We start from the raw sequence: 11,209 nt of genomic DNA, 5'->3' as shown, positions 1-11,209 counted from the left end.
CGCCATGACCAGTCTCCGGATGGCCGCCCAGCTCCTCGTCCTGCCGATCCTCGCCACGAGCCTGAGCTCGTGCGGTGATCCGATCGACGACTACTGCGAGTCCCTCGAGGGGCACCAGGAGGAGCTGACGAACACCCTGGGGGAGGGCGGCACCAGCGGGCTGATCGCCGCCCTGCCGATCTTCGAGGACCTCGAGCGCAACGCGCCCGACGACATCGAGAAGGACTGGAAGACGCTCACGGGTGCGATCTCGGGGCTCAGCACGGCCTTGGAGGACGCCGGCGTCTCGGCCGACGACTTCGAGAACGGCGAGCCGCCCGGGGGCGTCAGCGACGCCGAGGCGAAGAAGATCGCCGACGCGGCTACGAAGGTGAGCAGCAAGAAGACGCAGGAGGCGTCCGTACGCGTCCAGCAGCAGGCCCGGGACGTCTGTCACACGTCCCTGACCCTGTGAACCGAATGGAGATCGAAAGAGATTTCGCGGCCGGGGCCGCCTGCTACGCGCCGCGATACGGGCGCGCTGGCGGCGTTGCCGCCTCTCAACGGTGCAACCAGACCGCTTTCGAGGCGGCGCCTTGCCATCACACCCGTCTCGCGACGCTCGCGACGGCGCCCCCGCCGCGCAATCTCTTAGTCGACCCCGATTGCCGCCCCGGCAACGTAATGGCTAGATTGGCGCGAGCGCTTACTTTCAGCGCTCAGCCGGGGGGCACGATCCCTGTACCGCGCGACCCGGTTGCCCTGTCGACACACATTGATCGTGAAAGGGAGTCTTCGTGGCTCTGCCTCCGGACATCACCCCTGAACAGCGCGCTGCCGCGCTCGTCAAAGCCGCGGCCTCGCGCCAGGAGAGGGCTGCTGTCAAGAACAAGGTCCGCACTGGCGGCATGTCCGTCCTCGAGGTCATCGAGGAAGGGAAGAAGAACGAGGTCGTCGGCAAGATGAAGGTCATCGACCTGCTGACCTCCCACCCCGGCCTCGGTGAGGTGCGGGCAACCCAGATGATGGAGCGTCTCGGCATCGCGATGAGCCGCCGTGTGCAGGGCCTCGGCCCCAAGCAGGTGGCCGCGCTGGTCGAGGAGTTCGCTCGCCGATGAGTCTGATGGCGGACGAGAAGACCCCGGCCGGTCCCGGCGAAGGCCACGAGAAGCGACTGGTCGTCCTGGCCGGTCCGACCGCGGTCGGCAAGGGCACCGTCTCCGCGGCGGTGCGCGACGACCACCCCGAGGTCTTCTTGTCCGTCTCGGCGACGACCCGCAAGCCGCGCGCGGGCGAGGTCCACGGTGTGCACTACCTGTTCGTCTCCGACGAGGAGTTCGACGCGATGATCGCCGATGGCGAGCTCCTGGAGTGGGCCACGGTCCACAACATGGCGCGCTACGGCACCCCTCGTGGTCCCGTCGACAAGGCGCTGGCCGAGGGACGCCCGGCGATGCTCGAGATCGACCTGCAGGGCGCCCGGCTCGTGCGCGAGACCATGCCCGAGGCGATCTTCGTCTTCCTGGCCCCGCCGAGCTGGGACGAGCTCGTCCGCCGGCTGGTCGGTCGAGGCACCGAGACCGAGGCCGAGCGGGAGCGCCGCCTGCAGACCGCGCGGGTCGAACTGGCGGCGGAGAAGGAGTTCGACGTCACGATCGTGAACCACGAAGTTCATCAGGCAGCCGATGAGTTGGTAACCTTGATGACGCTCGGGCTTCCGAGCAAGAAATCCGACCAAGCCGACAAGTGAGGCTCACGTGGCTGCCCCTCAGATCGACGCCCAGGGCGTGACCAACCCCTCGATCGACGACCTGCTGACGAAGACCGACAGCAAGTACAAGCTGGTTCTCTACAGCGCCCAGCGGGCTCGCCAGATCAACGCCTACTACTCCCAGCTCGGCGAAGGCCTCCTCGAGTACGTCGGCCCCCTGGTCGACACCCACGTTCAGGAGAAGCCCCTCTCGATCGCGCTGCGCGAGATCAACGAGGACCTGCTGACCTGCGAGGACATCGACCCGGCCGAGCTGGCCGCCCAGGCTGCGGCTCAGGCTGCCGCCGCCGAGGCGCCGGCCGCCGACGCCTGATAGTCCAGGTCTTCCGCTGTCCACCAACAGCACCACTTCGGCCGCTCCCCTCGAGGGGGAGCGGCCGCGCGTGGTCTTAGGGGTCGCCGGCGGCATCGCCGCCTACAAAGCGGCCGAGCTGCTGCGCCGGTTCACCGAGTCCGGCCATGACGTCACCGTGGTCCCCACGGCCGCCGCCCTCGAGTTCGTCGGCGCCCCCACGTGGGCGGCGCTGTCGGGCAAGGAGATCGCCACCGGCGTCTTCGAGAACATCACCGAGGTCCCGCACGTACGCATCGGGCAGCAGGCCGACCTCGTCGTGGTCGCGCCCGCGACCGCCAACACGCTTGCCCGCGCGGCCCACGGCCTCGCGGACGATCTGCTCAGCAACGTACTGCTCACCGCGCGCTGCCCGGTCGTGTTCGCCCCGGCGATGCACACCGAGATGTGGGAGCACCCGGCGACCCAGGCCAACGTCGCCACCCTGCGCGAGCGCGGCAACATCGTCATCGAGCCCGCCGAGGGCCGGCTGACCGGCAAGGACACCGGCAAGGGCCGCCTGCCTGAGCCGGCCGAGATCTTCGAGCTCTCCCGTGCCGTGCTCACCCATGGTGGGCGTGCCGACCTCGTCGGTCGTCGCGTCGTCGTCTCGGCCGGCGGCACCCGGGAGTATCTGGACCCGGTTCGCTTCCTCGGCAACCGCTCGTCCGGACTCCAGGGCTATGCCATCGCCCGGGCCGCGGCCGCTCGCGGTGCCGAGGTGACCCTGGTCGCCGCCAACGTGACCCTGCCCGACCCGGCCGGCCTGAAGGTCGTACGTGTCGGCACCACCGCCGAGCTGCGTGACGCCGTGGTCTCCGCGGCCACCGGTGCGGACGCGGTCGTCATGGCCGCCGCCCCCGCCGACTTCCGGCCGACCGGGGTGAGCGAGGCCAAGATCAAGAAGGCCGCCGACGGGTCGGCGCCGACGATCGAGCTGATGCAGAACCCCGACATCCTCGCCGAGATCTCCCACCACCGGACCAAGCCCGGTCAGGTCGTCGTGGGGTTCGCGGCCGAGACCGGCGATGAGACGGGCTCGGTGCTCGAGCTCGCCGCGGCCAAGTTGAAGCGGAAGGGCTGCGACCTGCTCGTCGTCAACGACGTCAGCGGCGGTGCGGTCTTCGGCAGCGAGGTCAACAAGGCCGTCATCCTGGGCGCCGACGGAGGCCACGTCGACGTGCAGGAAGGGGCGAAATCCGCCCTCGCAGCGGTGATCTGGGACCAGATCGCCTTACGCCTGGATGAACAACGTACAAACTGACGACACGCCACGCGCCACGATGAGGACCACCCCTGCGGTCCTGGGGTTCGGGGTCTATGTTTGTCGACCAGAACGATTGACGTTTGCCTACCTGAACAACCCACACGAACCTTTGAAACGGAGCTACACGTGACCGGACGTCTCTTCACGTCGGAGTCGGTGACCGAGGGGCACCCGGACAAGATCGCCGACCAGATCAGCGACACCGTGCTCGACTACCTGCTCGAGCACGACCCCAAGAGCCGGGTGGCTGTCGAGACCCTGCTCACCACCGGCCTGGTCGTCGTCGCCGGCGAGGTGACCACCGACGCCTACGCGCCGGTCGCCCAGCTCGTACGCCAGAAGATCCTCGACATCGGCTACGACTCCTCCCTCAAGGGCTTCGACGGCCACTCCTGCGGTGTCCAGGTCGCCATCGGCGCCCAGAGCCAGGACATCGCCCAGGGCGTCGACACCGCCGAGGAGCACCGCCTGGACAGCTCGGTCGACGAGCTCGACCTGCAGGGTGCCGGCGACCAGGGCCTGATGTTCGGCTACGCCTGCGACGACACGCCCGAGCTGTTCCCGCTGCCCATCAAGATGGCGCAGACGCTGGCCGAGAAGCTGACCGCGGTCCGCAAGGACGGCACGCTGGACTACCTGCGTCCCGACGGCAAGACCCAGGTCACCATCGAATACGACGACGAGGGCCGCGCCGTGCGTGTGGACACCGTCGTCCTCTCGACGCAGCACGCCGAGGAGACCACCCAGGAGCAGCTGCACGCCGACATCAAGAAGTACGTCATCGAGCCGGTGCTCGAGCAGTTCAAGGCGTCGGTTCCCTTCGACGGCTACAAGCTCCACATCAACCCGACCGGCCGCTTCGTCGTCGGCGGCCCGATGGGTGACGCCGGTCTGACCGGCCGCAAGATCATCGTCGACACCTACGGCGGCATGGCCCGCCACGGCGGCGGCGCCTTCTCGGGCAAGGACCCGTCGAAGGTCGACCGGTCGGCTGCGTACGCCATGCGCTGGGTGGCCAAGAACATCGTCGCCGCGGGCCTGGCCCGTCGCGCCGAGGTTCAGGTCGCCTACGCCATCGGCAAGGCCCAGCCCGTCGGCGTCTTCGTGGAGACCTTCGGCACCCACACCGTGCCCGAAGCCAACATCCAGAAGGCCGTCCTGGAGGTCTTCGACCTCCGCCCGGCCGCGATCCTGCGCGACCTCGACCTGCTCCGCCCGATCTACGCCAAGACCGCTGCGTACGGTCACTTCGGCCGCGAGCTCCCCGAGTTCACCTGGGAGCGCACCGACCGCGCCGATGCCCTCAAGGCTGCTGCCGGAGCCTGAGGTAGGAATACCCGGTTAACCGGGTATTCCTGCACTTCTCTGTCGTTGCAACACCCGAGAAGTGCAGGAAAAGCCTGAGAAGTCTGGCGCCCGTCTCACCAGGGACGGGCGCCAGCGGCGTTTTTGAGGGGTCGGCGCCGTTGGGGTGTCGGCGGCGGCTGGTAGAAATGACCCCTGTGAGCCGGGGACCGCAGGAGGCAGCCGGGGCAGCCGAGCTGGAGCTGCCCGGGCTGGTTCGTGACCGGGTGAAGGAGGGGCGGGCGAAGGCCGCGGCGACGCGGGCGCGGAAGGCCGCTGAGGCGTCGATCGCCGAGGTCGATCCTGTCGCCAAGGTCCTGGTCGACCTGCCGATGGCCCACCTGGACCGGCCCTTCGACTATGCGGTCCCGGCCTCGATGGCCGAGGAGGCGCAGCCCGGCGTCCGGGTGAAGGTGCGGTTCGGGCCCAAGGACGTCGACGGGTTCGTGGTGGCGCGGGCGGAGGCCTCCGAGCACGCGAACCTGCAGCCGCTCAAGCGGGTCGTCAGTTCCGAGGCGGTGCTCACGCCGCAGGTGGCCGCGCTGAGCGAGTCGGTCGCCCGGCGCTACGCGGGTGCCCGGGCCGACGTACTTCGGCTGGCCATTCCGCCACGGCACGCATCGACCGAGAAGGAGCCCTCCGCGCTCGCCCCGGCCGGGAGGCCGTTCGACGCCGCTGCCGCGGCAGCGGCCTGGGCCGGGCATGAGCCGGCAGCCGCGTTCCTACGCCATCTGACCTCCGGCGGCGGCCCGCGTGCGGTCTGGCACGCCGCGGCCGGCACCGACCACGCCGACCTGATCGCCCACGCCACCGCCGCGACGCTGGCCTCCGGTCGCGGTGCGTTGGTCGTGGTCCCGGACTGGAAGGACCTCGCCCGTCTCGACACGGCGATGACGAAGGTGCTGGGAGAGGGGCAGCATGCCGTGCTGGCCGCAGACGCCGGGCCCGCGTCGCGCTACCGGGAGTTCCTGCGGGTCGCTCGGGGCGCGGTGAAGGTGGCGATCGGCACCCGCGCGGCCGCCTTCGCGCCGGTGCACGACCTCGGGCTGGTGGTCGTCTGGGACGACGGTGACGACCTCCTCGCCGAGCAGCGCTCGCCCTATCCGCACGCGCGCGACGTACTGCTGCTGCGCGCCGAGCAGGAGCAGGCGGCCGCGCTCGTGGGTGGCTTCGCGCGGACGGTGGAGGCCGGGTTCCTGGCCGAGACCGGCTGGGCGCAGGAGATCCGACCCACCCGAGCGCTGGCCCGTGAGCGGGCGAGCATCGAGATCACCGGCGACACCGACTTCGACCTCGAGAAGGACCCGCTCACCCGCGCCTCGCGGGTGCCTCGCGAGGCACACGAGATCATCCGGGCCGCGCTCGCCACCGGACCCGTGCTGCTGCAGACGCCCCGGCGCGGGTATGCGGCCTCGCTGGCCTGCGACCGGTGCCGTACGCCGGCCAGGTGCACGGCCTGCCAGGGGCCGCTGCAGCTCGGCGGACCGGCCGCGCCACCGACGTGTGGCTGGTGCGGTCACGTCGAGGCCGCGTGGGCGTGCGGAGCCTGCGGCGGGTTCGGGCTGCGGGCGCCGATCATCGGCGAGGCGCGTACGGCCGAGGAGATGGGCCGCTCCTTCGCCGGGGTGCGGGTGGTGACCTCCTCGGCGGGGGCGGTCAAGCAGACGGTGCCGGGCACACCGGCGATCGTGGTCGCGACCATCGGCGCCGAGCCGGTCGCCGACGGCGGCTATGCCGCGGTGCTGCTGCTCGACACCTGGCTGCTGCTGGGGCGGCCGGATCTGCGTACGGACGAGGAGGCGCTGCGCCGCTGGAGCAACGCCGCAGGACTGGTGCGGCCGGGCGGGCGGGTGCTGGTCGTCGGCGACCCGGCGCTGTCGGTGCTCCAGGCCCTCGTGCGCTGGGACCAGCCCGGGTTCGCCGAGCGCGAGGCGGCTACGCGGCAGGAGGCCCACCTCCCGCCGGCGTCGCGGCTGGCCACCATCACGGGCACTCCCGGAGCGCTCGACGACGCGCTCACCCTGCTGGCGCTGCCGCCGGGCGCGGAGGTGCTCGGGCCGGTCCCCGCCGAGCCCACGTCGACCGGAGAGCCACGGCTGCGCGCGGTCGTACGGGTGCCGCGATCCCTCGGAGTGAGGCTGACCGAGGCGCTCGGAGAGCTGCAGCGGGTGCGGTCGGCGCGCAAGCTCCACCCGGTGCGGATCCAGGTGGATCCGCCGACGCTCTGACCGGCGCTCAGCCCACGTATTGTGGTCCTGACACGCTCGACCATCTAGGAGAACAGTGGCAGTCCAGCCCATCCGACTCTTCGGCGACCCCGTGCTGCGCAAGCCAGCGATCGAGGTCGTCGACTTCGACAAGGAGCTGCGCAAGCTCGTTGCCGACCTGACCGACACCATGCTCGAGGCGCCCGGCGCCGGACTGGCCGCTCCCCAGATCGGAGTGAGCCTGCGGGTCTTCACCTGGTACGTCGACGGCGAGGTGGGTCACCTGATCAACCCGGATCTGACCCTGTCGGAGGAGACGCAGGACGGGGGAGAGGGCTGCTTGTCGCTTCCCGACATCACCTTCGACTGCCGCCGAGCGCGGTCGGTCGTGGCGAAGGGATTCAACATGCACGGTGAGCCGGTCACCATCGAGGGCTCCGAGCTGCTCGCCCGGGCCATCCAGCACGAGACCGACCACCTCGACGGCATCCTCTTCATCGACCGGCTCGACGAGGCCGCGCGGAAGGCGGCGATGAAGGAGATCCGGGAGTCGGAGTGGTTCGGCCTGGAGAAGCCCACGGTGAAGGTCTCGCCGCACGCGACGAACGGGTTCGGGTTCTGATGAGGGTCGTCTTCGCAGGTACGCCCGAGGTGGCCGTCCCCTCGCTCGACGCGATCGCGGCCTCACGCCACGAGCTCGTCGGTGTCGTCACCCGCCCCGATGCCGCGCAAGGCCGCAGCAAGCGGCTGGTGCCCTCGCCGGTGGCCCAGCGGGCCGAGGAGCTGGGGGTGCCGGTGCTCAAGCCGGAGCATCCCCGCGAGCCCGAGTTCCAGGCCGAGCTGAAGGCGCTGGAGCCCGACTGCTGCCCGGTGGTCGCCTACGGCGCGATGCTGCCGCAGTCGGCCTTGGACATCCCGGCCCACGGCTGGGTCAACCTCCACTTCTCCCTCCTGCCCGCCTACCGCGGCGCCGCCCCGGTGCAGCGTGCGGTCTGGGCCGGCGAGGAGATCTCCGGTGCCACCACGTTCCGGATCGTGAAGGCGATGGACGCCGGCCCGGTCTTCGGCACCATGACGCAGTCGCTGGCGCCCGACGAGACCTCTGGGTCGCTCTTCGAGAAGCTCACCGAAGGCGGGGCCAAGCTGCTGGTGTCCACGCTCGACGGGATCGAGGACGGCTCCCTGGAGGCGCGCGAGCAGCCGACCGAAGGCGTCACCTACGCCGACAAGATCACCGTCGAGGATGCCCAGATCGACTGGACGCAGAACGCCGTGGCCATCGACCGGCAGATCCGCGCCTGCACGCCCGCGCCGGGAGCCTGGACCCTGCTCGACGGCGAGCGGTTCAAGGTCGGACCGGTCACGATGGCCGACGACGCGGTGGCTCCCGGGGAGCTGGTCGTCCGCAAGAACGAGGTCCTCGTCGGCACCGGCACCACGGCGGTCCGGCTCGGCCGCGTGAAGGCCTTCGGCAAGAAGGAGATGCCGGCGGCTGACTGGGCCCGCGGCGTACGTCTGGAGTCCGGTGTCTCCTTCGAATAGAGCACAGCCGGGCAGGCGCTCGGGCTCCGGCCGGAGGCCGCAGGGACCGCCTCGATCGGGGCCGCGGGGCAGCACGAAGCCCGCCGATCCGGCTCGGCTCGCCGCGTTCGAGGTGCTCAAGGCGGTGCGGGTCGATGAGGCGTACGCCAACCTGGTGCTGCCCCACGTCCTCGGTCGCCTCGGGTTGGAGGGCCGGGACGCGGCCTTCGCCACCGAGCTCGCCTCGGGAACGCTTCGGCAGCAGGGCACCTACGACGCAGTGCTCGCCGCCTGCATCGACCGGCCGCTGGCCAAGGTCGAGGCGAAGGTGCTCGACGTGCTGCGGCTGGGCGCACACCAGGTGCTGTCCATGCGGGTGCCCGACCACGCCGCGATCTCGACCAGCGTCGACCTGACCCGGTCGAAGGTCGGCCAAGGACCGGCGGGATTCGTCAACGCCGTGCTGCGCAAGGTCACCCGCAAGTCCCTCGAGGAGTGGGTCGCCGAGGTGGCGCCCGCGCGCGAGAAGGACCACGACGGCTGGGCCGCGGTCGCCTTCAGCCACCCGCGCTGGGTCATTCAGCGGCTCGCCGAGGCCGTCGGTCGCGACCAGATCGACGCCCTGCTCGAGGCCGACAACGTACCGCCGTCGGTCACGCTGGTCGCCCGTCCAGGGCGGGCGACGGTCGACGAGCTCGGCGGCACGCCGACGCCCTACTCGCCCTTCGGCGTCACGCTCGACTCCGGCTCACCGGCCGGCATCGCCGCGGTCGCGGAGGGGCGCGCCGGGGTGCAGGACGAAGGGTCACAGCTCGTGGCCATCGCTCTGGCCGAGGCCGACCTCGACCGGCAGGACTCCGGGACCGAGTCGTGGCTGGACCTGTGCGCCGGGCCCGGCGGCAAGTCGGCGCTGCTCGCCGCCCTGGCCGCGCAACAGAGCGCTGTGCTGCTCGCCAACGAGCGCCAGCCGCACCGTGCCGGACTCGTGCTCGCCAACCTGACCGACCGCGCAGCCGGCACCCAGGTGGCGGGCACGGCCGGCGTCGTGGCCGGCGACGGGACCAGGCCGCCGTTCAAGGACGCGACGTTCGACCGGGTCCTCGTCGACGCCCCGTGCACCGGCCTGGGAGCGCTGCGCCGCCGTCCGGAGGCACGGTGGCGAAGGGCGACGGCCGACCTCGACGTACTCGTCGACCTCCAGCGCTCCCTGCTCGACCGGGCGATCGACCTGACCCGACCGGGCGGTGTCGTGCTCTACGCCACCTGCTCGCCGGTCCTGGCCGAGACCAAGGGCGTGGTGCAGAGCGTGCTCGAGGACCGATCCGATGTCACCCTCGAGCCGATCGGCGCCACGGTGCCCGACAGCGCCGGGCCGATGGCAGGCACCATGCAGCTGTGGCCACACCGCCACGGCACCGACGCGATGTTCCTGGCGCTGCTGCGGCGTACTCCGTAGCGGCTCAGTCGGTCCACCTGAGCGAGCTCGCGAGCGTCTCGAGCTCGGCGTCGGTGGTGCCCTCCCCGCTCTGGACGCTGATGAAGATGTCGCCGTGGACCTCGGTGAGGTAGGCGCCCGAGCCGGGCCCTGCCTTGTCGGGGCTCGTGCTCCACGCCTGGTAGTCCTTCGCCGGGCGGATCACCAGGCCGGCCACGCCACCGTCCTCGGACGTGCAGGAGGCCTTGTCGTCGATCAGCGACCACTCACACGTCCAACCGGGCGGCTGCTCGACGGGAACCTTGTCGACGAGCCCTTTGCGCGCGCCTTCGGTGGCGATCCTGACGCCGGGATAGTCCTCGAGGAGCGTGTCGTTGCTCCATTTCTGCTCGACCGCGCCGGCCGGTCCGGACAGGACGATCGTGAAGCCGGTCCCGTTGCCCGCAAGACCGCTGACTGCCTGCACCGTGATCTCCATCGTCTTCGCCTCGTCGTTGGTGACGACCACTCCCGTGACCCCGTCGCCGAGGTCAAGACGCTGCCCGGAGACGAGCGGCGCCACAGACGGCGAGGCCGACGCGGACGGTGCGCCGGCAGCACCGAGAGGAGCCCGGTCGACCGCGGTCGTGCTCAGGAGTTGGGAGAGCCCGAGCCCGCCCGCGGCGAACGCCCCAACAGCCGCAGCGGCGCCCACGGTCACGGTGATACGCCGGCGGCGCCGGATGCGAGAGCCCGCGCTGATCGCGCCGGCCGAGATCCTGGCATAGTCAGGGTGCTGGTCGGCGACCCGCTCCTGCAGTGCCGTACGGAAGCTGGTCTCTGGGTCGTTCATCGGGTGGTCCTCTCCGGGAAGATGTCCGCAACCAACGGGCGCAGCCGTTCCAGGGCACGCTTCGAGCGGGTGCGGACCGCCGTCTCGGTCAGTCCGAGGTCGGCAGCTGTCTGGGATACGGATCGGTCTTCCCAATAGCGCGCGACGAGCACGGCCCGGTCGGTCGGCGACAGCCGCTGGAGGGCGGCAAGCAGGTCGATCCGGGCGCTGGGGTCGGCATCGCTGCCCGGATCGTCCGGCAGCGTCGAGGTCGGCGTCTCGGCATTGCGCCGGAGCCGTCGGTGGGAGATGAATCCGTTGAGGAGCACACGTCGCGCGTAGGCCGTCGGGTTGTCCGCCCTGCTGACCCGCCGCCAGGAAGCGAAGACCCGGGCGTACGTCGTCTGGGTCAGGTCCTCGGCCAGGTGATGGTCACCCGTCAGCAGCAGCGCGGTGCGGTAGAGCGCGCCACCCGTCGCATGGACGAAGTCGGCGAACTCCTCGGCGGAGGTCCTCGCGGTCGATGTGCTCACATCCCTTCGA

General features: G+C 70.9%; 12 protein-coding genes. 10 read left to right on the top strand and 2 right to left on the bottom strand.

Annotation, left to right across the window (positions count from 1 at the left end; all coding sequences use genetic code 11):
- Nucleotides 1-4 precede the first annotated feature (4 nt).
- The 10 genes from ABTW65_RS04735 (at nt 5) to ABTW65_RS04690 (ending at nt 9,876) form a co-directional block, all read left to right on the top strand.
- Nucleotides 5-454, top strand: coding sequence for a hypothetical protein (locus ABTW65_RS04735; protein WP_350658788.1), 450 nt, complete (start codon nt 5-7; stop codon nt 452-454).
- A 322-nt stretch (nt 455-776) separates the two neighbouring features.
- Complete coding sequence (mihF, locus tag ABTW65_RS04730; RefSeq protein ID WP_168381123.1) at nt 777-1,097, top strand: integration host factor, actinobacterial type; 321 nt, start codon at nt 777-779, stop codon at nt 1,095-1,097.
- The gene (gmk, locus tag ABTW65_RS04725; protein WP_350658787.1) at nt 1,094-1,729 is read left to right on the top strand and encodes a guanylate kinase; all 636 of its coding nucleotides are present in this window, start codon (nt 1,094-1,096) and stop codon (nt 1,727-1,729) included. Before mihF ends, gmk begins: the two co-directional genes overlap by 4 nt.
- Before the next feature lie 7 nt (nt 1,730-1,736).
- Nucleotides 1,737-2,063: a DNA-directed RNA polymerase subunit omega gene (rpoZ, locus tag ABTW65_RS04720; protein ID WP_091041322.1), complete on the top strand. Its 327-nt coding sequence runs from the start codon at nt 1,737-1,739 to the stop codon at nt 2,061-2,063.
- Between the two features lie 16 nt (nt 2,064-2,079).
- A complete protein-coding gene (gene coaBC, locus ABTW65_RS04715) occupies nt 2,080-3,345 on the top strand; it encodes a bifunctional phosphopantothenoylcysteine decarboxylase/phosphopantothenate--cysteine ligase CoaBC (protein ID WP_502890550.1) in 1,266 nt (421 codons plus the stop codon).
- Nucleotides 3,346-3,474: 129 nt separating this feature from the next.
- Nucleotides 3,475-4,674: a methionine adenosyltransferase gene (gene metK, locus ABTW65_RS04710; protein WP_350658785.1), complete on the top strand. Its 1,200-nt coding sequence runs from the start codon at nt 3,475-3,477 to the stop codon at nt 4,672-4,674.
- A 176-nt stretch (nt 4,675-4,850) separates the two neighbouring features.
- A complete protein-coding gene (locus ABTW65_RS04705; RefSeq protein ID WP_350658784.1) occupies nt 4,851-6,920 on the top strand; it encodes a primosomal protein N' in 2,070 nt (689 codons plus the stop codon).
- Nucleotides 6,921-6,975: 55 nt separating this feature from the next.
- Nucleotides 6,976-7,521: a peptide deformylase gene (gene def / locus ABTW65_RS04700; protein WP_350658783.1), complete on the top strand. Its 546-nt coding sequence runs from the start codon at nt 6,976-6,978 to the stop codon at nt 7,519-7,521.
- Nucleotides 7,521-8,441: a methionyl-tRNA formyltransferase gene (gene fmt, locus ABTW65_RS04695; RefSeq protein ID WP_350658782.1), complete on the top strand. Its 921-nt coding sequence runs from the start codon at nt 7,521-7,523 to the stop codon at nt 8,439-8,441. Before def ends, fmt begins: the two co-directional genes overlap by 1 nt.
- 124 nt (nt 8,442-8,565) lie before the next feature.
- Entirely contained in the window at nt 8,566-9,876 is a 1,311-nt protein-coding gene (locus tag ABTW65_RS04690) for an RsmB/NOP family class I SAM-dependent RNA methyltransferase (RefSeq protein WP_502890545.1), read from the top strand.
- Between the two features lie 4 nt (nt 9,877-9,880).
- On the opposite strand, the gene ABTW65_RS04685 is transcribed toward ABTW65_RS04690, so the two are convergent.
- Together ABTW65_RS04685 and ABTW65_RS04680 are read right to left on the bottom strand one after the other, a co-directional pair.
- Nucleotides 9,881-10,687: a hypothetical protein gene (locus ABTW65_RS04685; RefSeq protein ID WP_350658780.1), complete on the bottom strand. Its 807-nt coding sequence runs from the start codon at nt 10,685-10,687 to the stop codon at nt 9,881-9,883.
- A complete protein-coding gene (locus tag ABTW65_RS04680; protein WP_350658779.1) occupies nt 10,684-11,199 on the bottom strand; it encodes a SigE family RNA polymerase sigma factor in 516 nt (171 codons plus the stop codon). The genes ABTW65_RS04685 and ABTW65_RS04680 overlap by 4 nt, the downstream gene beginning before the upstream one ends.
- Nucleotides 11,200-11,209 lie beyond the last annotated feature (10 nt).

Source organism: Nocardioides sp. NPDC127503 (assembly GCF_040302165.1).
In the GTDB taxonomy this organism is placed as follows: Bacteria; Actinomycetota; Actinomycetes; order Propionibacteriales; family Nocardioidaceae; genus Nocardioides.
This window is presented reverse-complemented; position numbering and strand designations above follow the sequence as displayed.

Excerpts from the sequence above, each read along its gene's own strand:
- ABTW65_RS04735 (WP_350658788.1), top strand. The coding sequence starts at position 5 with ATGACCAGTCTCCGGATGGCCGCCCAGCTCCTCGTCCTGCCGATCCTC.
- gmk (WP_350658787.1), top strand. The coding sequence starts at position 1,094 with ATGAGTCTGATGGCGGACGAGAAGACCCCGGCCGGTCCCGGCGAAGGC.
- fmt (WP_350658782.1), top strand. The coding sequence starts at position 7,521 with ATGAGGGTCGTCTTCGCAGGTACGCCCGAGGTGGCCGTCCCCTCGCTC.
- ABTW65_RS04685 (WP_350658780.1), bottom strand. The coding sequence starts at position 10,687 with ATGAACGACCCAGAGACCAGCTTCCGTACGGCACTGCAGGAGCGGGTC.